24 protein-coding genes are annotated in these 25,164 nt (G+C 38.5%); 19 read left to right on the top strand and 5 right to left on the bottom strand.

The features are described 5' to 3' along the window. Positions 1-12 precede the first annotated feature (12 nt). The 12 genes from flhB (at position 13) to N0B29_RS02980 (ending at position 11,753) form a co-directional block, all read left to right on the top strand. Positions 13-1,071, top strand: coding sequence for a flagellar biosynthesis protein FlhB (gene flhB, locus N0B29_RS03035; RefSeq protein WP_263832212.1), 1,059 nt, complete (start codon positions 13-15; stop codon positions 1,069-1,071). A 66-nt stretch (positions 1,072-1,137) separates the two neighbouring features. Then, complete coding sequence (locus N0B29_RS03030) at positions 1,138-2,082, top strand: DHH family phosphoesterase (protein WP_263832211.1); 945 nt, start codon at positions 1,138-1,140, stop codon at positions 2,080-2,082. Further along, a complete protein-coding gene (gene pgp6, locus N0B29_RS03025) occupies positions 2,079-3,449 on the top strand; it encodes a peptidoglycan metallopeptidase Pgp6 (protein WP_263832210.1) in 1,371 nt (456 codons plus the stop codon). The genes N0B29_RS03030 and pgp6 overlap by 4 nt, the downstream gene beginning before the upstream one ends. Continuing rightward, positions 3,446-4,042, top strand: coding sequence for a septum site-determining protein MinC (gene minC / locus N0B29_RS03020; RefSeq protein WP_263832209.1), 597 nt, complete (start codon positions 3,446-3,448; stop codon positions 4,040-4,042). Before pgp6 ends, minC begins: the two co-directional genes overlap by 4 nt. Further along, complete coding sequence (gene lpxC / locus N0B29_RS03015) at positions 4,039-4,923, top strand: UDP-3-O-acyl-N-acetylglucosamine deacetylase (protein WP_263832208.1); 885 nt, start codon at positions 4,039-4,041, stop codon at positions 4,921-4,923. Before minC ends, lpxC begins: the two co-directional genes overlap by 4 nt. A gap of 191 nt (positions 4,924-5,114) precedes the next feature. Continuing rightward, a complete protein-coding gene (locus tag N0B29_RS03010) occupies positions 5,115-5,378 on the top strand; it encodes a hypothetical protein (protein ID WP_263832207.1) in 264 nt (87 codons plus the stop codon). A 9-nt stretch (positions 5,379-5,387) separates the two neighbouring features. Then, on the top strand, positions 5,388-6,272 hold the full coding sequence (gene thrB, locus N0B29_RS03005; RefSeq protein ID WP_263832206.1) for a homoserine kinase: 885 nt from the start codon (positions 5,388-5,390) through the stop codon (positions 6,270-6,272). Between the two features lie 279 nt (positions 6,273-6,551). Beyond that, complete coding sequence (gene infB, locus N0B29_RS03000; RefSeq protein WP_263832205.1) at positions 6,552-9,212, top strand: translation initiation factor IF-2; 2,661 nt, start codon at positions 6,552-6,554, stop codon at positions 9,210-9,212. Beyond that, complete coding sequence (gene rbfA, locus N0B29_RS02995; RefSeq protein ID WP_263832204.1) at positions 9,209-9,586, top strand: 30S ribosome-binding factor RbfA; 378 nt, start codon at positions 9,209-9,211, stop codon at positions 9,584-9,586. Before infB ends, rbfA begins: the two co-directional genes overlap by 4 nt. Further along, positions 9,579-10,007 (top strand): LSm family protein, encoded by a 429-nt coding sequence (locus N0B29_RS02990; RefSeq protein WP_263832203.1) that lies wholly within the window; start codon positions 9,579-9,581, stop codon positions 10,005-10,007. Before rbfA ends, N0B29_RS02990 begins: the two co-directional genes overlap by 8 nt. 20 nt (positions 10,008-10,027) lie before the next feature. Further along, a complete protein-coding gene (gene ribD, locus N0B29_RS02985) occupies positions 10,028-11,017 on the top strand; it encodes a bifunctional diaminohydroxyphosphoribosylaminopyrimidine deaminase/5-amino-6-(5-phosphoribosylamino)uracil reductase RibD (protein WP_263832202.1) in 990 nt (329 codons plus the stop codon). Then, on the top strand, positions 11,007-11,753 hold the full coding sequence (locus tag N0B29_RS02980) for a sulfite exporter TauE/SafE family protein (protein WP_263832201.1): 747 nt from the start codon (positions 11,007-11,009) through the stop codon (positions 11,751-11,753). The genes ribD and N0B29_RS02980 overlap by 11 nt, the downstream gene beginning before the upstream one ends. On the opposite strand, the gene N0B29_RS02975 is transcribed toward N0B29_RS02980, so the two are convergent. Both N0B29_RS02975 and N0B29_RS02970 read right to left on the bottom strand, forming a co-directional pair. Beyond that, a complete protein-coding gene (locus N0B29_RS02975) occupies positions 11,744-12,058 on the bottom strand; it encodes a DUF309 domain-containing protein (protein WP_263832200.1) in 315 nt (104 codons plus the stop codon). The genes N0B29_RS02980 and N0B29_RS02975 overlap by 10 nt on opposite strands. Beyond that, positions 12,045-14,567 carry an EAL domain-containing protein gene (locus tag N0B29_RS02970; protein ID WP_263832199.1) on the bottom strand — a complete coding sequence of 841 codons (2,523 nt, stop codon included), beginning with the start codon at positions 14,565-14,567 and terminating at the stop codon, positions 12,045-12,047. Before N0B29_RS02970 ends, N0B29_RS02975 begins: the two co-directional genes overlap by 14 nt. A 207-nt stretch (positions 14,568-14,774) precedes the next feature. Between N0B29_RS02970 and N0B29_RS02965 the strand changes: the two genes are divergently transcribed. Then, positions 14,775-14,990 carry a cold-shock protein gene (locus N0B29_RS02965; protein WP_025343528.1) on the top strand — a complete coding sequence of 72 codons (216 nt, stop codon included), beginning with the start codon at positions 14,775-14,777 and terminating at the stop codon, positions 14,988-14,990. Here N0B29_RS02965 and N0B29_RS02960 read toward each other — a convergent pair. The 3 genes from N0B29_RS02960 to N0B29_RS02950 are packed head-to-tail and all read right to left on the bottom strand — an operon-like array spanning position 14,985 to position 17,789. Beyond that, on the bottom strand, positions 14,985-16,160 hold the full coding sequence (locus N0B29_RS02960) for a sensor histidine kinase (RefSeq protein WP_263832198.1): 1,176 nt from the start codon (positions 16,158-16,160) through the stop codon (positions 14,985-14,987). The genes N0B29_RS02965 and N0B29_RS02960 overlap by 6 nt on opposite strands. Continuing rightward, the gene (locus N0B29_RS02955) at positions 16,150-16,809 is read right to left on the bottom strand and encodes a response regulator transcription factor (RefSeq protein ID WP_263832197.1); all 660 of its coding nucleotides are present in this window, start codon (positions 16,807-16,809) and stop codon (positions 16,150-16,152) included. The genes N0B29_RS02960 and N0B29_RS02955 overlap by 11 nt, the downstream gene beginning before the upstream one ends. Then, positions 16,806-17,789: a cache domain-containing protein gene (locus N0B29_RS02950; RefSeq protein ID WP_263832196.1), complete on the bottom strand. Its 984-nt coding sequence runs from the start codon at positions 17,787-17,789 to the stop codon at positions 16,806-16,808. The genes N0B29_RS02955 and N0B29_RS02950 overlap by 4 nt, the downstream gene beginning before the upstream one ends. 90 nt (positions 17,790-17,879) lie before the next feature. Here N0B29_RS02950 and N0B29_RS02945 point away from each other — a divergent pair, with 90 nt between their 5' ends. From N0B29_RS02945 to nrfD, 6 genes are all read left to right on the top strand, one after another. Then, positions 17,880-18,875, top strand: a complete 996-nt coding sequence (locus N0B29_RS02945) for a c-type cytochrome (RefSeq protein WP_263832195.1) — start codon at positions 17,880-17,882, stop codon at positions 18,873-18,875. 255 nt (positions 18,876-19,130) lie between these two features. Continuing rightward, complete coding sequence (locus N0B29_RS02940; RefSeq protein ID WP_263832194.1) at positions 19,131-19,478, top strand: nitrous oxide-stimulated promoter family protein; 348 nt, start codon at positions 19,131-19,133, stop codon at positions 19,476-19,478. Further along, positions 19,478-21,133 (top strand): tRNA modification radical SAM protein MnmL/YtqA, encoded by a 1,656-nt coding sequence (gene mnmL / locus N0B29_RS02935; protein WP_263832193.1) that lies wholly within the window; start codon positions 19,478-19,480, stop codon positions 21,131-21,133. The genes N0B29_RS02940 and mnmL overlap by 1 nt, the downstream gene beginning before the upstream one ends. A 180-nt stretch (positions 21,134-21,313) precedes the next feature. Next, positions 21,314-23,605, top strand: a complete 2,292-nt coding sequence (phsA, locus tag N0B29_RS02930; protein ID WP_263832192.1) for a thiosulfate reductase PhsA — start codon at positions 21,314-21,316, stop codon at positions 23,603-23,605. A gap of 15 nt (positions 23,606-23,620) precedes the next feature. Next, positions 23,621-24,196, top strand: coding sequence for a 4Fe-4S dicluster domain-containing protein (locus N0B29_RS02925; protein ID WP_263832191.1), 576 nt, complete (start codon positions 23,621-23,623; stop codon positions 24,194-24,196). Then, positions 24,193-25,146 (top strand): NrfD/PsrC family molybdoenzyme membrane anchor subunit, encoded by a 954-nt coding sequence (gene nrfD / locus N0B29_RS02920; protein WP_263832190.1) that lies wholly within the window; start codon positions 24,193-24,195, stop codon positions 25,144-25,146. Before N0B29_RS02925 ends, nrfD begins: the two co-directional genes overlap by 4 nt. Positions 25,147-25,164: the final 18 nt, after the last annotated feature.

Here is a 25,164-nt window from a genome sequence, read left to right as displayed (position 1 = left end):
GAATGTTACACTGTGGCAGATGATCAAGAAAAGACGGAAGAACCCAGTTCCAAGAAAATTGATGATGCCAGAAAAGATGGTAATGTTCCCAAAAGTCAAGACACCAGTGCTTTCGTCACATTGGTGGTTGCATTAGTTGCTTTTTTAGCCCTTTTATCGTGGATTGAAGCTCGCGTTGTCTATCTTTATCTTTATTATCAATCACTTATCGGAACTGAAATAACCAAAGAAGCAACACTTCAAATCTCTATAATTACATTCAGAGAAATTATTTTCACGGTTATACCTCTATCCTTGGCCGTTGCTATTGCTGGAATTTTAGCCAATGTTATGCAAACAGGGTTTATTTTTACGACCAAACCACTTATGCCAGATCTTTCAAAACTAGATCCTATGAAAGGATTAGCTAACCTTTTTTCGATGAAAAAGGCGGTTGAAACCATCAAAATTCTTTTAAAAGTCGGCATTATTTTGTGGGTGTGCTACTATTTTTTGCTCTCTTTTACGAAAGAGCTTCCTACGGTGATCTATTTTCCACTTTATGAGCAATTAGCGTGGTTGAAGCACAAAATGATTATTTTGGTCTCGGTTATTTTGCTTCTTTTTTTGATTTTGGCGTTAGCAGATCTTTTCTATGTGCGTTTTACTTATTTTAAAAGCTTACGTATGAGCAAGCAAGAGATAAAAGATGAGTATAAGCAGATGGAAGGTGATCCTAAGATTAAAGCGAAAATCAGGCAAATTCAGATGCAAATGACGCGTAAACGTATGATGCAAGAGATTCCTCAGGCGGATGTTGTCATTACCAACCCAACACATTATGCCGTCGCCATTCGTTACAATCAAGACAAAGAAGCTGCTCCAAAAGTCATTGCAAAAGGAACAGATTTTGTTGCTCTTCGTATTAAAGAGGTTGCGATGAACTATAACATTCAAATTGTTGAAAACCCACCACTGGCTAGAGAACTTTACAAAAAATGCAATCTTGGAGATATTATCCCTGAAAATCTTTATAAAGCAGTTGCCGAAGTCTTAGCCTTTGTTTATAAAAGCTCCAAAAAACCGCGATAGAGGGTATCAATAACTTTTTAGTCGAAATTAAGTATAATCTGCATTTTATCACTAAGTGGAGTTATAATGTATCAACAAGCGTGGAAACGAATGCTTGAAGCCAATCACATTGTTATTGTCTCTCATGTTCATCCCGATGGCGATACATTAGGAAGTGCTTTAGCTTTGTATAATGTGCTAACCCACCTTGGTAAAAAAGTGACGCACTACAATAAAAACAGTGAACTTCCCTTAGCTTATGACTTTTTGCCGGGCTATTCGAAGATTAAAAATAGTTTGCCTAAAAGCTTTGATTTGGTTGTAAGTTGTGACTGTTCAACACGTGATAGACTTAAAATTCCTGAGGGAACTTATGAGATTATCAATATTGACCATCATCTTACCAATCACTACTTTGGGGATATGAATTTAGTGGTTGATCGTTTTACGAGTGCGGGGATGGTCGTGTATGAACTTCTTAAAGCCAATGCCATCGAAATCAGCCAAGAGTGTGCCATCTGTCTGTATACGGCTATTGCCGATGATACAGGTTTTTTCCTTTATGGCGATATGGATGAGCAAACGTTCACGATTGTGGCACAGTTGGTTAAATGTGGGGCAAATCCGAAAGAGATTGCTTCCAAAGTAAAACGAAGAGAGCCACTTTCTAAAATAAGATTGTATGGCTATATGTTGAATCATTTTGACCTGTATGAAAATGGACGAATAGCTACGATTATTTTCGATAAAGCTGCACTTGAGGCAACAGGAGCAAGAAGACACGATACTAAAAATATTGTCAATATGCTTAGAAGTATTGTTAATGTTACCATTGCGATTATGATACTGGAAGAGAAAGAGGGAGGCTATAAAGTCTCATTACGAAGTAAAGATATTAATGTCTCAAAGATTGCTTTGGAGTATCAAGGAGGCGGGCATAAAACTGCCGCTGGATTTGAAGTTCCAGCATGTGATCCTAAAGCACTTCGAGATGAAATTGTGGAAAAAATCAAAAGGATAGACAAAAAATGAGAAAACAGAGAAAATCATCCGTAGCAGCAGTTGTGCTAGGGCTTATTTTTTTAGTATTGGTAGGTGGCGTTGCCTTTATATTTAACTCCAGTTTATTTGAAAGAGAAGCTCCTAAAATAGTTCTTCCTAAAGAGATAGATTGGAATTTAAAAGATCCGATTAAAGTTCAAATTGGCGATGAAAGTGGTCTTCGTTTTGTTCGTGCAACGCTTTTTGATGGTGAAAAAAGTGTTGTTTTAGAGACCAAAGAATATAAAAAACCTGAAAAAGTGGTTGATCTCAATCTCTCATTCCCTAAGACAGGTTTTGGTGCAAACAAGAAAGTGTTTGAATTAACCATTGAAGCTGTTGATGGCAGTAAATGGAACTTTTTTGCTGGTAATAGTATGAGTGAAAAATCTATTGTGAAAGTTGATACCAAAAGACCTGAAGTCAATGTGATTGGAAGTTCGTATAAAATTATGAAAGGTGGCGTTGCTACAGTTATTTTCAAGGCACAAGATGAAGCGATGAAATCGCTCTACATTGAGACGAATTTTGGCAAAAAATTCTATCCGACACCGTTTTATAAAGAGGGTTACTACATTACGCTCGTTGCGTGGCCTACACATATTGATAATTTTAGTGCTTCAATTGTTGCTATTGATAGAGCAGGAAACTTAACCAAAGCACATATCCCTTATTTTTTACAAGATAAAAAATATAAAACATCAACGATCGCTCTTGAGGATCGATTCTTAGATGGTAAAATTGCCGATCTTGTGTCAGAAATGGCGCCGGAGAGATCTTCTCTTTCTAAGTTAGAAAAGTTTAAATTTGTCAATGAAGATATGCGTAAAGGCAATGAGGCGAATATTTTGAAAGCAACATTGGATGCGCCAAGAGAGCTTATGAGTGGATTTACACTTAAACCTTTTTATCCACTTCGTAATGGTAAAGTGGTTGCAAGTTTTGGAGATCATCGTTTTTATGAATACGAGAAACAACCAGCCAGTGAATCTTACCATTTAGGGTTAGATCTTGCGAGTAACGCTCAGGCTCCTATGCAAACTTCAAACGATGGTGTTGTTGTCTTTGCACGTGAAAATGGAATTTATGGTAATAACATTATTATTTCGCATGGCTTAGGGGTTTATTCACTTTATGGTCACTGCTCTAGTTTTATGGTCAAAGAGGGTGATGTTGTGAGAGCTGGAGAGTCTATTGCCAAAACAGGACTTACGGGTTTAGCACTAGGCGATCACCTTCACTTTGGAATGTATGTTCAAGGTGTTGATGTTAGACCTGAGGAGTGGATGGATGAGGTCTGGCTTAAAGAGAGCGTATTTAATGTAATAGAATCAGCAAAGAAGATTATGGATAGATGAAAGTAACGCAAAAAAATGTGAGAGTGTTTCATATCGAAATTGATGATGAAGCCTCTTTTTTAGATTATTTTAGAAAGAATACGCTTCTTTTGAAGGAATTCTTTTTGCTTGTTGAAGGAAATATAACGAAGAATATTGCTTTTGTTTTAGAGCAAAGCGGAGTTTGTTATAAAGAAATTAACAACTGCAATATTCGTTTTGGTGGAATCAAAAAAGAAGCACCTTTGCTTGAAGAAGAGCCTAAGAAAGAGGTGATTTCCGAGACAGTCTCTGAGCCAAAACCGTTAGTAAAACTGAAACTTTATGATCGCCCCATTCGCTCAGGCGAAGAGATCGTTGAGAATTTGCCTATTGTTATTTTTGGGCGTGTCAACAGTGGTGCAAAAGTTTTTTGTGAAGAGAGTATGAGTATTTATGGTATTATTGACGGATTAGTGCAGTGCGATGGTGAATATATCGTACTGAATGGTATCAGTCCACGAGGTCATCTCATTTTTAATGGTGAGATTGTGGATAGAGAGAGATTAAAACAAAATGTACTTCAAAAAATCGTTATGCGCGATAATGTTCTTGAGATAAAGGAAGTTGTGTGAAACAAACCACATTAGCTAAAGCGGTCAGCGGTGTAGGAATTGGGCTTCATAAGGGTGAGCCAATTTCAATACGTCTGGAACCACTTGAGGCAAATAGCGGTATTCTTTTTTATCGAAGCGATGTAGGATTATTGGTTCAAGCATTGCCTCAAAATGTTGTGAACACCCAAATGGCTACGGTTATTGGTAATTCGAGTGCTTATATCTCAACGATTGAGCATCTTCTCTCAGCTGTCTATGCGTATGGGATTGATAATATTAGAGTTGTATTAGATGGTGCAGAAGTGCCTGTCATGGATGGAAGTAGTGCGAGTTTTTGTATGATGCTGGATGAGGCGGGAATTCGAAAACTTGAAGCAACCAAGCAAGTGTTAATTATCAAAAAAGAAGTTGAAGTGCAAGATGGAAAAAAATTTGCACGTGTAACGCCTAGCTTAAAACCTTCGTACAATTTTATGATTGAATTTAGCCATCCTTCCATTGGTAGACAAGAGTATAGTTTCGAATTTAGTAAAAAGAACTTTATTGAAGAGATAGCTCGTGCTCGTACTTTTGGGTTTCTAAAAGATGTGCAGATGTTGCGTTCTCGTGGACTTGCTCTGGGTGGATCGCTTGATAATGCTGTCGTTATGGATGATAATAAAATTTTAAATCCTGAAGGATTACGTTTTTCTAATGAGTTTGTGAGGCATAAAATACTCGATGCGATTGGGGATCTTTCATTATTAGGAGCTCCTTTTGTAGGAGATTATACCTCATTTGCAGGTAGCCATAATCTCAACCATGAACTAACAAAAGCCATTTTAAGAGATCCAAGCAATTATGAAATTAGAACGCTCAGTGTGGAAAAAGCACAAGAGTTTGAAAAGGTTTACGCATAAAAACGGCTGTTGATATTGTTGTTATCACACTTACTTCGCCTTTACATGTAGGCATTTATGAAAATAACCAATTGATTAAAACTTTTGAAACAACAGACCAAACCAGTGAGGCATTACCCTTACTGTTCGAAGAAATTTTGAAAGTGTATCGACCCGTACGACTCTTTTTTGCTAGAGGGCCTGGAAGCTTTATGGCAATTAAAATTACTTACATTTTTTTAAAAACACTGAGTATTGCATTAAAAATTCCTCTTCTGGCATGTGATGGGTTTGTCTTTAATCAGAGCAGACCTATTCGCGCGATGCGCAATCTCTATTTTATAAAAGAGGCGCATGAGATTGTAATGAAGCGTTTGGATGATCCCATTGAACAGTCCTTTACACTTCCGGAAGTTTTAGATGAGGCCCTTTTTAACGATGATGTTGAACCACTTTATATGTTACCAGCAGTTTAGGAGCGATGCGTGAAGATAAAAATACCAGCGACCAGTGCCAATTTAGGACCCGGATTTGATTGTTTAGGTCTTGCCATTGCGCTGTATAACGAAGTTTGTATTAAACCTTCAAGTTACCAAAGTATCTCTGTTAAGGGAGAAGGTGAAGAGAATGCAAAGCTTAAGAAAAACAATATTTTCGTCTCAATTTTTTATGACATATATCAAGAACTTACGGGCAGAAAAGATCCTTTTCGTTTTGAGTTTTATAATAATATTCCCTTTTCAAGAGGGCTAGGTAGTAGTTCTGCGGTGATCGTAGGTGCCATAGCAAGTGCTTATGAAATGGCAGGTGTAAAGGCAAGCAGAGAAAGTATTCTCAATAAAGCAATCCTTTATGAGACACATCCTGATAATATTGCTCCAGCAGTTCATGGTGGGTTTACAAGTTCAGTGGTTGAAAATGGAAAAGTTAGAACGCTAAAAAAAGAGTTGAGTGAAAAGCTCAAAGTGGTGATGGTCATTCCTGATCGTCCCATGTCCACGGCACATTCAAGGACGCTCCTTCCAAGGTCTTATATGATGAAAAATGTGGTTTACAATCTCTCCCGTGCATCGTTGCTGACAGCAGCTTTTTTCAGTGAAAATTGGGAATTTTTAAGGGTAGCATCGAGGGATTGCATGCATGAACATCGTCGTATGAAGCAATTAAAAGAGCTTTTTGAAGTGCGTGAGATTGCTTTAAAAAACGGCGCATTAATGAGTACGCTCTCAGGAAGTGGCTCATCATTTTTCAATCTTGTTAAGGCCGAAGATGCTCCAAGGGTTGCAAATGCGCTTAAAAGTGCGTTTGGAATGTTTAGAGTAGAAATCTTTGAATTAGATAATAACGGTTTTGAAATCGTAAAAAGCTGAAAGACAGCTAAAATTTGATATAATCAGGCGCAAAAATGAGTCAACCCATACGAATGTGCATTGTTTGTAGAGAAAGATCTTTGCAAGAAAGTTTACAAAGATTGCAGATTGTAAATGGAGAGCTCGTGCTCTTTTCCAAAGTAGGAAGAAGCTTTTATATCTGCAAGGCATGTATGACAAACAATGAAAAGAAAGTTGTAAAAATACTCAACAATAAATGCAAAACAAATCACAAAGCAATGATGGAATTTGGTAAAATATTTAAGGAGACAGGGTCGAATGGATAAAGTTCGTATAACCGAAATAGCAAAAGAACTGGGCATGAAGAACAAAGAAATCGTCGACAAAGCGATAGATCTTGGTCTTGATGTCAAAGGGCATTCAAGTTCAATCAGTACAGAAGATGCCGAAAAACTCATGAACTATGTATTGAGTGGAGAGAATGCACAAGTTAGCAAACCGTCTCCTCAACCAAAAGCTCCAGAGATTAAAAAAGTTGAAGTCGTCGAGACACCGCCTGTCGTTGAAAAACCAAAAGTACACGAAGTTGTTGTTCCTAAAACCAAAACCTTGAAAGAAAAAGAGCTCGAAACTGGGCATATCGAAAAAGCTGTTCCTCAAAAAGAAACGGCTAACAAAGTATCTGTAGAAACTTTGGGTGAAGATGAAGAAGAGGATATGGAAGATAAATTAGATCCAACCAATGTACGTAAACGCAGAGGCTTGGTGATTGTTAAAAAGAAAAGACCTGATGTTAAAGAGGTCGAAGTTGAAGAGAAACAAAGTCCATCATCTTTTTATGGCTCTCGTGAGAACACTCCTTCAAGAAGCATTGAGTCAATGTTCTCTTCTTCAAACAGTGCCAGTGAACTTCAGAAGAAAAAAAAGAAACTTAAAAAAGTACCTGCCGAGAAGAAAACCAATACTGAAAAATTGGATATTGCTTTAAATATTGAAATGGCAGATACCAATATTGATACTGAAGAAGACGGCATGATCGTTCTTCCAGATCTTAATGTCGGCATTACGGTCAATGAAGAAGCCAAAAAGAAGAAACAGATCGATCCAAGTCAAATTAGAACGACTAAAAAAACCAATTTTGTGATGCAGGGAATTCAAAGAGTTGGGCGCAAACGTAGACGTCGTCCTACTCAAGTTCAAGAAGCAGAAGCCGTTAGTGCGATTGAGATTCCTGAAGAGATTAGGGTTTATGAATTTGCAGAGAAGATCAATAAACCTGTAAGTGAAGTCATTAAAGAGCTTTTCTCACTGGGTGTTATGTTTACTAAAAATGACTTTTTAGATAAAGATTCTATTGAAATTTTAGCGGAGACCTTTGGCATTAATGTTACAACCGTCAATGATCAAGAGTCTTTTGACTACGTAAAAGCTTATGATGAAGAGGGTGAAGCGAGTGAGCAGAATCTCGTAGAGCGCGCTCCTGTTATTACCATTATGGGTCACGTAGATCATGGTAAAACTTCATTACTTGATTATATTAGAAGTGCCAAAGTTGCTGCTGGCGAGGCGGGTGGTATTACCCAACACGTGGGTGCGTACATGGTAGAAAAAAATGGTAGAAACATTACTTTTATCGATACTCCAGGTCACGAAGCCTTTACAGAAATGCGTTCACGTGGTGCGAAAGTAACTGACATTGTTATTGTTGTTGTTGCAGCCGATGATGGTGTGAAACCTCAAACTAAAGAGGCAGTTGAGCATGCAAAAGCAGCAGGTGTTCCTATTATTATTGCTGTCAATAAAATGGATAAAGAATCAGCCAATCCAGATCTTGTAAAAGCACAGCTTGCAGAACTTGGCATTACGCCTGTTGATTGGGGTGGAGAGCATGAGTTTGTACCGGTATCTGCTAAAACAGGTATGGGTATTGAAGACCTTTTGGAAACTATTCTATTACAAGCGGATCTTTTAGAGCTTAAAGCTGACCCAAGCCGCGAAGTTAAAGCGACCGTTATTGAAAGTTCACTAGAAAAAGGACGAGGTCCTGTCGCAACCGTTGTTATACAAGATGGTACGATGAGGGTAGGCGATATTGTTGTTGCTGGTGTTGCTTTTGGTAAAGTGAAAGCCTTGCTTGATGATCTTGGACATTCTGTCAAAGAGGCGCTTCCTGGTGAGCCTGTTGTTGTTCTGGGGCTTAGTGAAGTACCAGCTGCGGGTGATACGCTTATTAGCGTTAAGTCAGATAAAATAGCACGCGAATATGCGAAGAAAAAAGCTGAATATTTACGCCAAAAAGAGCTTTCTAAAACAACTAAAGTAAGTTTAGATGATTTAAGTGCGATGATTGCTGAGGGTGCTTTAAAAACATTACCAGTTATTATTAAAGCGGATGTTCAAGGCAGTCTTGAAGCGATTAAAGGTAGCCTTGAGAAGATCAGAAATGCTGAAACTAAAGTTAATATCGTTAGTGCAGGTATTGGTGGTATTACAGAGAGTGATGTAGCGCTTGCGAGTGCAAGTTCAGACTGTATCATTTTAGGATTCCATGTACGTCCTACAGGTGTCGTTAAAGAAAAAGCTAGAAGTGCTGGCGTTGAAATTAAAACGTATAACATTATTTATGATTTGATTGATGATGTCACAAACATAGTAACAGGTCTTATGGCTCCTGTTATTCGTGAAGAAAACATTGGACAAGCAATGGTTAGAGAAGTCTTTGCCGTACCAAAATTGGGGCATATTGCTGGTTGTATCGTAACCGATGGTACCATCAATAGAGGTGTTAAAATTAGGGTTATTCGCGATGGCGTTATCATCTATGAAGGCAGTGTTTCATCACTCAAACGCTTCAAAGATGATGTAAGAGAAGTGGGTAAAGGTTATGAATGTGGTGTGGGCATTGAAGGCTACACTGATATTAAAGTAGGCGATTATATCGAAAGCTTTAAAGAGGTTGAAGAAAAAGCAAAACTATGATAGATAAAAGTATCAAGATTCAAAGAACGCAAAGCGTTTTGAGGGAGTTAATCCCTGAGGCGCTTTCAACCTTAGAGGATGAGATGCTACGCGGCGTATGCGTGATCGACGTTGAGTGTAGCCGCGGTAAGTATGATGCGATTGTTTATTTGGATGGCTCGGTCTATGATGAAGCTGAGAAGCGTTATATCGTCTCTCATTTAGATCGTGTTCAGCGTCACATTCAAACACACTGTATGCAAGCAGAAGGCTGGTTTCGTTGCCCGCATTTCAAATTTCGCTTCGATGATAGCCTCGAGCGACAGAATAAAATGGATGCCTTGTTTGCGAAAGTCGAAGAAGAGCTAAAAAAAGGTAAAAAAAGCGATGATTGATAAAGAACAAATTGTCAAAATTGTAGAGAGCTGCGGTGTGGCTTTGTACGATACAGAAGTAGCAAACGAATTTGATAAAAAAATTTTTCGCATTTACATTACCTCAAAAGAAGGCATCAGCCTTGATAAATGTGCTGAGATTAGTCGCATTTTATCACCTATTTTTGACTTGGAACCACCACTTGAGGGTGAGTATCTTTTTGAAGTCAGCTCTCCAGGAATTGAGCGAAAACTTACAAAACCAGAACATTTTTCAGCTTCCATAGGTGAAAAAGTTAAAGTGAAGCTTAATACCAAAGAGAAATTTATTGGTCTACTTGAAGCCTTTGATGGTAACGTTGCTTCTGTGCGCGTTGAAAATGAACTCAAACAGATTTCTCTGGATGAGATTGAAAGTGCTCGAACTTATTTTGAATGGTAAGCGCATTTGACGCAATTTTAATGCAAAAAGCACTTGATGCCGCTTGGACGCGTCAAGTGTTAACGTTCCCAAATCCTGCTGTAGGCGCTGTTGTTAGCAATATCGAAGGGGATGTCTTAGGCATTGGTGCGCACAAAAAAGCAGGTACTCCTCATGCTGAAGTACTTGCTCTTAAAGCGGCTTATGAAGCTTTAACTCACGATTCACGCATCAATGATATAGAAGATGCAGCGCAATTACATACTTTTTTAAAAAAACACCACAACAATCTTTTTCACAAACTCTCTTTACATGTAACCCTAGAACCATGTCATCATTTTGGCAAAACACCTCCTTGTTCATCATTGATTGAAGAACTAGGCCTTAAGCGCATAGTGATTGGCTCATACGATGAGAGCGAAAGAGCCAAAGGAGGAGGCACATACCTTCAAAGCAAAGGCGTTGATGTGCTCTTTGGATGCCTGAAAAAGAAGTGTGATCTTCTGCTTACCCCTTTTACATGTAAAGAGCAAAAACGTCCTTTTGTTTTTTTCAAATTAGCTGTCAGCAGTAACGGCGTGGCAACAGGAGGGATTATCACCTCTTTGGATTCGCGTTTAATGGTTCATCATTTACGCGATCACTGTGATCTTTTGGTTATTGGTGGTAATACCGTGCGAATTGATAAACCTATTTTAGATGCAAGATTGTGCAAGGGCAAGGCTCCCGATGTGCTGATTTACTCTAAACAAAAAACGTTTGATCAAACGATACCTCTTTTTAATATTCCGAATCGCTCTGTAATGATTGCGGATACTTTGGATAAGATCAATGACTATTCAATGGTCATGGTTGAAGGTGGGCAAGGTTTACTGGATACTCTTAGTTGCGAAATAGAATGGTACTTGATTTTTGAATCACCCCATGAGAAAGAGGGCGAGGCAATTCGTTTACCAGAAGGATTGCAAAAGATTTTCTCTCAAAAAGTGGGAGAAGATACCATGAACTGGTATTATAAGCATGCAAGGTGAGTTTTTTGCTTTTGAAATTCTTATAGTCCTGCTGGCAGGGTTTTTCCATGGCATTGTTGGTTTTGGCTTTCCCATGATCGCAACACCGCTTTTTGTTCTCTTTTTAGACCTAAAACTTGCTGTTTTATACACACTTTTTCCTACACTGATTACGAACATCATTAGTCTTAAAAAAGCAAACTCATTTACCGACATTTGGAAGGAGTTTTGGCCGCTCATTCTCTCGGTTATGGTTGGGAGCATTATAGGGACACATCTACTTGTGGCTTATTACAATCACTATTATAAACTGGTTGTAGCAGGAGTGATGCTTTTTTACCTCAATAAAGAGCGATTACGTTTTTCATTAACGCGTGCAGTCTCAAAACGACAAGGAAGTGTTACCGTTGCAATGGGGCTTTTAAGTGGTTTGGTTGGCGGGATGGCAAACATTATGTCGCCCGTTTTAATTATGCTGATTTTAGAACTCAAGCTTGATAAAAAACATGCTATCGGTGTGATGAGTTTTTGCTTTATTGCCAATAAGACATTGCAAATTATGATTTTTGGTTACCATGGAAGTTTTACTCTGGAAATTAGTGCTCTTATTGCACTTTTTGTAGTCATCTCGCTGGTGGGTTTTTGGATTGGCAATAAAATTCATGAACGCATTAATGAAAAGCGTTATACCGCTCTTTTAAATTATATGCTTTGGGTCATTTCGGTTTATTTGATTTTTTCTACATTTTACATGTAAAGAGCATATTTACGCAAAAGAAGCGTTTGAGCCTCTTTATATAATTTTTTATGAGATGATGGTGTCGTGTTGATAAGTGGAGCGTATTTTTCATAGGTTTGCCACACTCTGAGAGCTCCCTCTTTTTTGCCCTTACACGCTAATGCTAAAGCCGTAGAGGCGTTAATAAGCCCTTTGAGAATTTTGGCTTCCTCTTCATATTCGGGAAGTTTTTTGAGCCGATGCCATGCTTCTTCTAAAACTTCATGACCTTCAACAAATGCATCGTTTTCAACAACTTTTAAAAAGTGTTCAATTTCTAACATTTAAACTCTTTATTTTGGGTTTAGGAGAAGGCTCATGTAAGTAAAAGCCTTGTGCATAGTCGATGCCAAGTTCTTGTACTTTATCTAAAATCTCTTTGTTATGCACAAACTCTGCTACAACCAAAATATCAAGGTTTTTTGCAAAATGTGTAATTGTTTTGACGGTTGCATAGGCATTGGCATCTGTGTCAAGGTGCTTGATAAGTGAACCATCAATTTTAATAAAATCAACATTTAAACGTAAAAGGTACTCAAAGTTAGAATAGCCTGCTCCAAAATCATCGATAGCAAGTAAACAGCCATTTGTTCTTGCTTGTTGCAAAAAGTTTCGCACTTCAACAGAGTCTTCAATGCCTTCAGATTCAACAAGCTCTAGGATAATACGTTTTTTTAACATAGGGTATTGCTTTAATAAATTCATTAAGTAAGTGGTTGTTTCTAGATTTAAAATATCTTCTTTGGTAATATTGATTGAAACATCACAATGCAATTCAAGGGCAGCACGAAAGCCCTCCTGAAGTACAAAGCGAGTAAGTTGATCGTAGAGGTGCATACGTTTGGCAAGATCAAGAAAATGAAAAGGTGAGATAATGTGCCCATTGTTGTCAATAAGACGAATGAGTACCTCATATTTTTTACGCTCACCATTTTTGACATGTAAAGGAATGATTTCTTGCAAAAAGATCGTAAAACGGTTCTCCTTAAGAGCATGGCGGATGGTTTCATTCCACTGAATATCTTTTTGTAGGCGTTGCTCAAAGCCTTCATTATCATCATAGATTACAACCGATTTATGAGAATCTCTAGCTTCTTTTATCGCGATTTCAGCACGATTGTAGAGGTATTCCAAACCATTTGCAATACCCATACGAAGAGAGAGTGGATAGTACTGATGATCAATAAATAAGCCTTCATGGCTTAAGGTAGCAAAAAGTCTTTGTGCCTCTTCGATAAATTCTTTTTGTGAAATTAAATCATCACAAAAGAGCGCAAACTCATCACCCTGTAGGTGAAATAAAATCCAAGTATTTGATAAAAGATAATTGATTTTTGCCACTAAATGGCGTAAGTAAATATCACCAAAGGCTTGTCCATGCAATGTATTGATATCGCGAAAGCCGCAAATATTTAAAATCGCCAGATGTGGATCTTTTGATTGCTCAATTTTTTCAAATAAAACCTTACGGCTTGGTAGTTCTGTGAGTTTTTCTTTGCGAAAGTGTTCGACTTGCTCAAAAAGTTCGCTGACATCATAACGAATGGCAATGTACTCTTGAATGTCACCATTTGTATCAAGCAGAGGCACAATAACCGACTTAACATAATAGGAAGAGCCATCTTTACGTTTATTTTTAATGATACCTTTCCAGGGTTTGCCAGATTTAAGGATTTCCCACATCTCTTTAAATAAGCTTGCGGGATTATCGGGATGGCGGACAATGTTGTGAGGTTGACCTAAAAGCTCGTTTCTTGAATAGCCGGAAATTGCAATAAATTGGTCGTTAGCATAGGTAATGATACCTTTGGTATCTGTTTTAGAAACAATGGTGTTTTCATCAATAGCTTCCTTATAATGCTCCAAAAGTTTTGTTTGCTTTTCATGTTCTCCAATAAGATGTGCTATTTCGCCAAGCTCATTTTCTTGTTTGGAAAGAGAATAAATATACCCAAGATGATGCGTTTTAAGTGCCATAGAGATATGTTTTATAGGTATGAAAAGTATGGCGCGCGTTAGTATATAGAAAAGAAAAATAGCAAAGAGCGTAATGGCAATGCCTGCGAATAGAATAGAATTTTGTAGTTCTGAGATAAATAAAATAACGGAAGGCGAATAGTAAAAATCAATATAACCAATAATCTCATTTTGTAAAGAAGAGAGAGAAATGTGAAAGTGATCCTCTGACGAAGGATGATTCAGACTTGTAGAAAGAGAAGCTTTCCCTAACGTAATGAGTTCCATATTGGCAAAAAAAGCATCGTCCATAACCCGTCCCAAAAGAAAAAATCCCAATGGTTTACCACTTCGTTCTAAGTCAGCCGAATAATGAATGGGGGCTAAAAAAAACTGAATAAATTTTCCATTATGAATGTAAAAAAATTCTTTAAATAAGGAAGAAGTTGGATCAAATGATGTTAAATCAAAATTAAGGGCATCAGCATGAGCTGATTTATGGGTATAAACTTGGTTTTGCGCAGCATCAAAAACAAAAATATAAGAGATTTTAAAAGTCTCTAATATAGGGTCTAAATTACCTTGGCTCCAGACCAAATTTTGTTTGTTGACAAATGCCACCATTTCATCCCAACGAGAGTAGTCATAGGTAACCTGTCTAATCGAGGTACTTTCAAGATTTAAGACCGCTTTGTATCGCTCAAACACACTCATTTGTTCTTGTTTGATTTGGTGCTGCTCTTGTGTTTTTTGACTTACCCAGACACTTGCCATTAAAATGAAGGCACAGAAGAGGATGAGTGCGCTGTAAAGTGCGTATGTTTTTGCTATTTTCATGGACTCAGTATAGTTAAAAGCGATTTAAATTTGCTTTATTTTAAAAAATAAGATACTATATTTTCCTAGAAAGATGAGGTTCGAGTTCATCTTTGGTAGTTTTTTGATACGTGACCTTTAGTTAGCATCCTAAAATACTCCAAAAATACTCAATTTTCTACTTTTCGACCACTTCAGCAATGAAGTATTTTTACACAGGAGCATTAGATGGCTTTATTAGAGGGAACCGTTAAATGGTTTAACAACGAAAAAGGTTTTGGTTTTATCCAACCAAATGATGGCGGAAAAGATGTATTCGTACACTTTCGTCAAGTAAATAGATCAGGTTATGGTCGTGTATCTTTGGCAGAAGGCCAAAAAGTAACTTACGAACTAGGCGAAGGTCCAAAAGGCCCACAAGCTGAGAACGTAACAGCACTATAATTCTTCGGGGGAGATTTTCTCCTCCACCTCCTTTACAAACCGATAGACAAACTCACTTCCTTTATTTTCTTCCGATTTTACTTCAATTGTAATGTGATATTTTTCACAAATACTTTTGACAATACTAAGTCCGATTCCAAAACCACCTTTATAAATATCACCTCTGTAGTGACGCTCAAAAATCTTATCAACCTCTTTTATCCCTACCCCTTGATCTCTTACACTAAAGAAAATAAATTCTTTTTGATTACTTAATGTAACTTTGATTGTTGTTTGAGGCGAAGAATATTTGATCGCATTGGTGAGATTGTTATCAATGACGCGCTGTAACTCAATGCGATTGATGGCAAGATAGAGCTCAGGTTCAATCTGTGAAGTAATGATGATCTCTTTAGATGAGCTCAGTGCTTCAAAGTAGCTAATGCGATCTTCTAAAAAGGTAGAAAAATTCAAGATTTCTGTTGTGTAGGTAATCGTTTTATTTTTGATGAGGTACTCTAAATCATCGTAAAGCGTTGAAAGTGTAGAGAGTGCTGCAAGTGTACGATTAAGGCGTTTATCTTTATACTTTTCAACTAACCCTTCGATGTTAAGTTGCATTATTCCAAGTGGCGTTTTGAGTTCATGCATAACATCTGTAAAAAAACTGTTCATACGTGATGACGTTTCAATGTAAGGTTTCAAAAGAATTTGAAGCAGTAAGTAAGAAATAACAAACATTCCTACTAATACAACGGCGATAATGACCAAAATATCAAAAATAACTTGAGAGTGAGAGAGCTCTTTTTGCACGATGAGAAACTTTACATGTAAAGGATTTGGCAAGAGTTGATGTTTGTAAAAAAGAGAGTTTTCACTGTGCATATATTCATCACTAAAGCTAGGAATAGGCTCTTCGATGAGAGAAAAAACGATATGATTGTTGGCATCTAAAAGGGCTGTTTTATAAATGATAGAGCGTGGGAAAAGAAAAGTTTTTTGCAAAGGAGAAATACTATAAATTGTATTTTCGATCTCTTTTGCGTAGGATTTTAATTGTACCTCTTGATTGACTTGGTTGAGGCGCATGGAGACACTTAAGTAGTTTAAAATGGGAAATAAAACGACAAGAAGCGTTAAAAATGTAAAAATGATTGCAAAAATAAAAGCGTTTTTGGTCTCATTTTTCAATTTTATATCCTATTCCTTTTGCGGTAATAATGAAGTCTTTATCGGTCTTGTCACGCAACTTTTTAATCAGCATACGAATATCATTGTCACCGACTTCCTTACCTTCCCATACGTAGTCATGAATGAGATCGGTTGAGATAAAATTACCTCTGTTTTTAACCAATAAGAAGAGAAGTTTTTTTTCATAATTACTGAGGGGTACTTGCAAGGTATCATACCATAGGGAATGATCATCCACATTGTAAGAAAAGCCGTTACTTAGGGCAATGACTCCTAGGGTCGTGTGTAAATGATAACTATTGAGTGTTTGCGAGACGCGATACTGAAGCTCTTTGAGTGAAAATGGTTTACGCAAATAGTCGTTACAGCCCAGTTCATACCCTAAAGAGAGATTGTTAATATCTGTGAGTGATGTGATAAAAATAATGGGTAGATCAAGTTTAGCTTTACGAATCTCTTTTAAGATTTCATACCCATCTATATGGGGCACACGAATATCAAGAAGTGCTAGATGGTAACGTTTTTCAAAGAGTGCATCGAGTGCTTTTAAGCCATCATCAAACGCATCGACACTATAGCCCATCTCCTCAAGAGAGTCTTTGATGCTTTCACTATACGTATAGTCATCTTCAAGCAATAAAATCTTCATCGTATGATCACCTCACTTGGTGTTGAGGCATTGCTGGAGGGTTGAAGCGTTTTTACATGTAAAGGTTTTGTGTTGGGTGTTAGTGTTGCACGAAGGAGTAGAGACTCTTTTAAAAGAGATTCGCCAAACCAAATTCCAATGTAGCCCACTTGTTTGGCTTCAATGTCGAAAAGGGGTGTAAATCCGAAAAGTGCCCCGTTAGAGCGTGCAAATCCTTTGTTAAGAATTTCAGGCGTGATAATAGAAGAAAGGGTTTCTACACAACGGTTTGAACAACTGTTACTGATGATAACATAGTCATTGATTTGCTCTAACTCTTTCATCCATTCACCAATTTCTAGAAATTTTTTCTCCATGAGCACAACAAAGCGAATTTTTTTATCGCTGAGTTTTTGTGCCACTTCATCAAATCCAATAATAATTTCTAAAGAGCCTATCAGTTCTTCTTTATCGAAGATAGGACACAGTGCTTTGATATTGAGACGCTTTCCAAGCTCAATGGCAACAAGAGGTGTTTTTGTTTGGTGTAGGAGTGCTATGCCTTTACGAAAAGAGGAGAGGTCATCCCCATAACTTTCAAAATCCCAACTTCGCACCCACGATTTACCTTCTTTGGTGTGAAGCTGTACTTCAAGGTTTTCGATTTGAAGATATTGTTTGATCTTTGGAATTTCGCTTTGTAACGTTTCAAAAAGGAGTTGACGATCATTTTTGAGATAGCCTTGCTTAAGTGTTTCATTTTGCGCAAGCATCAATGCAATGCTAAGGGCAAGCTGTTTTTCGTGCGAAATAAGCTCTTGTGTGTGCCCTAAAACACTCTCCACACTGTTTTTGGCATCTTCGATATAGAGGTTATGGTTAGCGCGATAGATGAGAAAAACCAATACAAGTATTGTGATAAAAAAGAGTCCAAACAAAAGAGCCAGTGCGCGAAAATTTTTGATGGGATATCCTTTCTTTCTTCGTGGAAACCGTTTCAAAATTATACCTTAAAAGAGACAAAGAGGAATTGACGTTAAATTGACAAAAAAAGCCTATCATAACGATATGAATTATTTTAAGGAGGCATTATGAAGGTAGGTTCAATCGTACGTTTAGCACTGATTGTATCGTGCGCAAGCGGGCTTTTTGCATTTGATACAGCAGAACTCAATAAACGTTCAGACAAAGGGTTTAAACCTGTGGTGGTGAAAGATTGGAAAGCACCTGATGAGAGTACCATTCCTAACACTCTTTTTGGCGATACAGTGCGCTATGGTAAAGCACTCGTCAATGAAACGTATAAATACATAGGTCCAGAAGTAAGCGATCCGAAAATGCGATATGCGGGTAATAATCTTGCCTGTTCATCATGCCATCAAGAAGCCGGTACAAAAAAATGGTCTGGTCCGTTTATGGCATCTTTTGCCTCCTTCCCGCAGTATCGTAACCGCGATGAGAGCATTGGAAGTATTGAAGAGCGCGTGAATGGTTGTATGGGGCGTAGTATGAACGGTAAACCACTTCCTGAAAATGGCAAAGAGATGCGAGCAATCGTAACGTATATGTATTGGCTAGGACAAGGAATCCCTTTGGGTGCAAAAGTGGAAGGGGCTGAGTTTCCTCAAGTCAATCGCAAGATGATTATGAGTCAAGCGGCCGATCCGATCAAAGGCGAAAAAGTGTATAAAGAGTTTTGTGCTTCATGCCATGGTGACAATGGTCAAGGCGTGAAACGTGAAGGCAAAGCCAACGGTTATGAATATCCACCGCTTTGGGGCAAAGACAGCTATAACACAGGTGCTGGTATGTTTAGAGTCATTCGTGCGGCAGACTGGATCGTGGCAAATATGCCTTTTGGTGCGGACAATAAAAATCGTATCTTAACCGATGAACAAGCCTATAATGTCGCGGCGTATATCAACAACTATGACAAGCCACGCGATGTTAAAGCAAACCGTGAAAAAGATTTTCCTGATCTTAGCATGAAAGTTCCTGATAGTGATATTGGACCTTATGATGACAATAAAACACGTCACCAACATAAATTTGGACCATACCAAGGTATCATTATTCCTGCAAAATAGTCTCAATAAAGTGGCAGACCAAAGTCTGCCGCGCTTCAATTTTTCAATACTTCTTACAGGTAATAACTTTTTGTTTAGACTATTTCTTTATAATATACTTTTACAAAGCTAAATTTGCAAAAAATTAAAGCACCAAGGGTGCATGGGGCATTCTGCCGAAGAAAACTCAGTGTTAACGTAGCTTTTTAAGCTTTTGCTTTAAAAGCGTGTTAAGAGTTTTGTAAAAACTCTAGTAAAAATCAAAAAAGAGCCTAAATGACTAAAGAAAAACTACTTTCTGACACAGAGACCTTACGTCGTTTCATTCAACTTCATTGCGATAAAAAACATCACGATGTGCCTAAAAAAAGAGGTACTTTAGAGGTAACGTTTAAAGAAGAGGCATTAGCAGAATTGCCGTACAATGTGTGTGAAGAGTGTGAAACACTGATGCTTTATGCGTATGGGAAGCTGAAAAATTGCCCGCATGAAAATAAACCAAGTTGTCGTAAATGCCCAAATTCTTGCTACGAGAAACCGATGTGGAAAAAGATGGCAAACGTGATGATGTTTAGCGGTATGCAACTAGGCCTTACAAAAATACGCAAACTCTTTTCTAAATAATGCTACCGTATCTTAGCCATAAAGCTTACATGCAAAGCAGGTATGGTGAAGCACTCTTTAGTATTCCCGTCAATTTAGAATTTGGTTGTCCCAACCGCGAGCATGATGGCAGTGGTGGTTGCTCTTTTTGCCCAGAACACGGTGCGCGTGCGGCTCAAATTGCTGATGCGAAAAGTGTGGAAGAGCAGATAGCAAAAGGAGTTGCCTTTGCGAAAAAACGGTATAAAGCGAAGCGTTTTGCGCTTTATATTCAGGCGTATACGGGAACATTTGCATCCGTTTTAACGCAAAAAGAGCAGTATGAAAAGCTTTTGAAAATGCACGCTTTTGATGCACTTCATATCGGTACTCGCCCTGATTGTCTAAATTCTGCGACACTTGAGTATCTGCAATCACTGAATCAAATGATAGATGTATGTGTCGAACTAGGAGTGCAAACATCGCACGATGAGACGCTGCGTCTTATCAATCGTGGGCATGATTTTGCCAAGAGCAAAGAGGCGATTTTCCATCTTCAACATCATGGTATTAAAGTCTATGCGCATATCATTGTAGGATTTTCGAATGAAACAAGAGCGCATTGGCTTTCCACAACAGAGGAGCTGGTTAAATTAGGTGTGGATGGCATTAAAATTCACCATTTACATGTCATCAAAAACACGGAACTTGCGCATCAATATGCCCTAAAACCTTTTAAAACATTCAGCGAATATGAGTACGCAGAAGAACTCATGGAGATTCTAAGACGGATTCCTTCTCATATACCCATTTTGAGAATTGCCACGGACACCCCCGATAAAGATTTAGTAGCTCCTTTGTGGCACATGCAAAAAGGTCAGTTTGGCGAATATCTTGTTAAAACTATGCGTTATCGAGGCATAAGGCAAGGTGATTTGGTGGAAAATAATGTTTTAAAAAATGATGTAATACAAAACAAAATTGTAGCCAATGATGGAAGTACGACTTTTTGGAATAAAACTTATAAAGATTACTACCATCCCAAAGCGGGAGCTTACACTCAAGCACAAGCGCTTTTTATTAAACAGTCACGGTTAGAAGAGCGTCTTTTAAAAGGTGATGTAAAACTCTTAGACATTGGATTTGGCATGGGTTACAACACGTTAGAGTCTGTGAAAGTGGCTCAAAAAGTTGCCAAACATACTTTACATGTAAAAGCGATTGACCAAGATCGCATGCTTTTAAAACAGAGTATGCAAACCGTTCCAGAATCTTTACATGTAAAGATATTAGACGCTCTTTTTACATGCAAACACTATGAAGATCATTTTGCAACGGTTGCGTTTCTCAATGCCGAAGCGCGTTATGCGTTAACGCTTTTAGATGAGCCGTTTGATGTCATTTACTTAGATCCGTTTTTGGAGAGCAATAACGCTTCGTTGGTGAGCTTAGAATTGTTTCAAACACTCAAAAAGCTTTTAAAAAAAGAGGGCGTTTTGGTCTGTTCAACCGTTTTAACGATTGTGCAAATTGCGTTAAAACAAGCAGGGTTTACTGTGCAAGTCTGCAATGATGAAGCCAGCGATATCAAAGGGTTGGTTGCCACGCATAGCATTGGCGAAGAACAGATAGACGGCTCTCCTTATCGTGATATTTACGGTATTTGGAGCGATAAGGAGATAGCCAAATCTTTTTAAAGACTTTCTTCGTCACCTTTTTTTGAGCTTTTTTAACATTTTCGTGACAGCACCGTAGTGCATCAAGAGATAGATCGAAACACTTCATCTACATAAAGAGTACGTTAATCCTATAATTTACATAAAATTTACATACAATGATTAAGATGACCGTACTTAATCTTAGTAAAAGGATAAAAGATGACTCAAATGCTTAGTCGAAGAAGCTTTTTAAAGCTCTCTTCTGCAGCCGCAGCAGTTGCTAGTCTCTCAAGCATTCCAGGAACACTGGGTGCACTTGAAGAGAGTCAAAAGCAACTTAAAGGGAATGCCAAATATACACCAAGTATTTGTGAGATGTGTACGAGCGCTTGTACTATCGAAGCAAAGGTGGAAGAGGGCAAGGGTGTGTTTATCAAAGGAAATCCAGCGGACAAAAGCAGAGGTGGAAAAATCTGTGCTCGTGGCTCTTCAGGATTTAATCAGTTGTATGATCCACAGCGTCTGGTTAAGCCTATTATGCGCGTGGGTGAACGTGGTGAAGGAAAGTGGAAAGTGGTCAGTTGGGACGAAGCTTACACTTTTATTGCCAATAAACTTGAAGAGATTAAACAAAAACATGGTGCGCATACGGTGGCATTTACAGCACGTAGCGGTTGGAACAAAACATGGTTCCATAATTTGGCTCAAGCGTATGGCTCACACAACCTTTTCGGGCATGAGGCTACTTGTCCTTTAGCATACGATATGGCAATGGATGATATTTTTGAAAATGGCATTAGCCGTGATTTTGGTAAAGCCAAATATATCATCAATATGGGTCACAATGTCTTTGAAGGTATCGTTATCTCTTACGCACGTCAGTACATGGATATGCTCGCACACGGTGGTAAAGTGGTTACTTTAGAGCCAAGATTCTCCGCAATGGCAGCAAAATCAACTGAATGGCATGCGATTAAACCAGGACATGATATTGCATTTGTTTTAGCCTTTATCAATGTTCTTATTAATGAAAATCTATACAATAAAAAATTCGTTGAAAAATACTGTGAAGGTTTTGAAGAACTGAAAGCTTCAGTGGCTGAGTATACTCCTGAGAAAATGGCAACGGAGTGTGATATTCCAGCGGATACCATTAAACGTTTAGCTCGTGAATTTGCCAAAGCTGCGCCAAAAGCCATCTTTGATTTTGGTCACCGTTGTGGATTTACACCACAAGAACTTGAACTTCGTCGTGCAATGATGATGTGTAACGTTCTTGTAGGTGCAGTGGAGCAAGAAGGTGGTTATTATCTTAATAAAGGTGCTGGTTTTTACAATAAATTCCTTGGTGAAGGCGATGCCAAAGCGCCAGGTCTTAAAAAACCAAAAATCCCTGCTTATCCAAAAATTGCGGTTCCTAGAATTGATCGCATCGGTGAAAAAGACAATGAGTTCTTCTTGGCGGGAAAAGGCGCTGGTATTGTCACTTTAATACCTAAAGCAACCTTAGAAGATCTTCCAGGGGTACCTTATAGACTTCATGGTTGGTTCATCGCACGTAACAATCCTGTAATGACACAGTCCAATATGGAAACCGTCATTAAAGCAATTAAAGCGATGGATTTGGTGGTGGTTTTTGATATTCAAGTCTCTGATACCGCTTGGTATGCCGACATTGTTCTTCCCGATACCACGTATTTAGAGCGAGATGAAGAGTTTACCGCAAGTGGCAGTAAAAATCCAGGGTATGGTGTAGGCCGTCAAAAAGTGGTTGAGCCAGTCGGTGAGTCTCGTCCAGGTTGGAGAGTGGCAAAAGAGCTTGGAGAAAAAATGGGCTTAGGGGATTATTTCCCATACAAAGACATTGAAGATTATCGTTTACAACAAGTGGGTGACAATGTTGAGCTTCTTGCCAAACTTAAAGCAACAGGTAGTGCTAGCTTTGGTGTTCCATTGTTACTTCAAGATAAAAAAAGTGTGGCTGAGTTTGTAAAAAAATATCCAAGTGCGGCAAGCAAAGTCAACGAAGAGGGCACGATTAATTTCCCTGAAAAAATTCGACTCTTTAGCCATAAACTGGAAGAGGTTTCTAAAAAAGGCGCTCTTAGCTATGAGCCTTACAAATACAAAGAGGCAGATGAACTCTACTTTGTCAATGGTAAGTCAGCGGTACGTACCAATGGCCACAATGGTAACAACCTTTGGTTGAACAACCTTTGTGATGATGCAGGTGTGTGGATTCACCCAAAAACAGCAGAACGTCTTGGCATCAAACAGGGTGACAAAGTTGAAGTTTATAATAAATACAGCACCCAAAAAGGCAAAGCTAACGTGACAAAAGGAGTACGTGAAGATACTATTTTTGCTTACTTTGGATTTGGGCACGTCAGTAAAGAGCTTAAGAGAGCTTATGGTAAAGGTGTCAACAGCAATGCGCTTTATGCTTCCTTTGTATCGCCAAACTCAGGTATGAACCTGCATGTTGTTGGCGTCAAAGTAAGAAAAGCGTAAGGGGAGGAAAAAACAATGGCAAAAAAATATGGAATGATCCACGATAATAATCTTTGCATCGGTTGTCAAGCGTGTAGTGTTGCGTGCAGATCTGAAAATAAAATACCAGAATCCGTCTATCGCTTACAAGTATGGGTCAATGGACCTACTGAATATCCAAATGGAACGCTCGGTTATGAGTACCACCGTCAATCATGTGTTCAGTGTGAAAATACACCATGCGTTAGCGTTTGTCCTACAAAAGCTTCACATGTTAATGAAGAAGGCATCGTGTTGGTTGATGTTGATTTGTGTGTAGGCTGTTTGTACTGTATCGCAGCATGCCCTTACCAAGCACGCTACGTGCATCCTGTGACCAAAGCACCTGATAAATGTACATTCTGCCATGAATCACGCTTAAGTCGTGGTGAAGAGCCAGCATGTGTCACTGTTTGTCCAACTGACGCATTGGTTTTTGGTGATTTGAACGATCCAAAAAGTAAAATCAACCAAGTACGCTCAGAGCGTGTAACGTATCGTCAAAAAGAGAAATTGGGAACAAGCCCAAAAATGTTTATCGTACCTAATCACAAAGGAGGGATCAACTCATGAATCAGATCTGGGGCTCAATGGAGCAATATAACACAGTCGTATGGCATTGGCCAATTGCGGTTTATCTCTTTTTAGCAGGTCTCTCTGCGGGAGCTATAATTTCTGCTATCGTGATTAAGTGGATGAAAGGTAATGATGTCTCTCCATGGGATGGTATCATTAAAGCAGGCGCAATTCTAGCTCCTGTAACTATTGGGGTAGGTTTGTTACTTTTAATTACTGACCTTACACGCCCATTGATGTTTTGGAAATTGTTGATTCACTATAACTTTGGCTCAGTCATGACTTTGGGTGTTTTAGCACTGTTTGTTTATTTTCCTGTCGTTCTTCTCTTTTTACTGGGTGTCTTTAAAAAAGAGTTGGTTGAAAATGGACCGTTTAAATTCTTAGCTCCAATTGCAGACCTAGCACTTTCTCAAGCGAAGTTGATTGAGAGTGTGACACTGGTTTTAGCCGTAGGTGTTGGTGCGTATACAGGTTTCTTGCTTTCAGCGATGAACAGCTTCCCGTTACTTAACACACCAATTCTTCCAGCGCTTTTCTTAGCTTCGGGTGTATCGGCTGGTATTTCTGCAAACTTGGTAGTAGGGCTTCTTTTCTTTAATAGCTCTACGAATGAGGGTAATGTGAGTTATCTGCATGGTTTAGATGTCAAAGTGATTTTTGCTGAACTTTTCTTCCTCTTTATCCTCTTTGTAGGTATGATGTATCAAGGAGGGGCTACGGCACATGTCGCAAAAGCAGCACTCAGTACAGGAGGTCTTTCAACCTTGCTTTGGTTCGGTGTTATTGGTCTAGGATTGATTTTACCAATCGGACTGAATTTTGCATTGCCTCATGGGGTTAAACACTCTCAAGGCTTTGTCATTTTCAATGCGCTCATCGTTCTTGTAGGTGTTATGGCACTTCGTTATTATATTCTCTATGCAGGTCAAACCTTCGTCGGATAAACCTTCTTATGCTCCCTC

Source organism: Sulfurospirillum oryzae, assembly GCF_025770725.1.
Lineage (GTDB): Bacteria > Campylobacterota > Campylobacteria > Campylobacterales > Sulfurospirillaceae > Sulfurospirillum > Sulfurospirillum oryzae.
The sequence above is the reverse complement of the archived record's forward strand: the minus strand, read 5'-3'. Positions and strand labels throughout refer to the sequence as shown.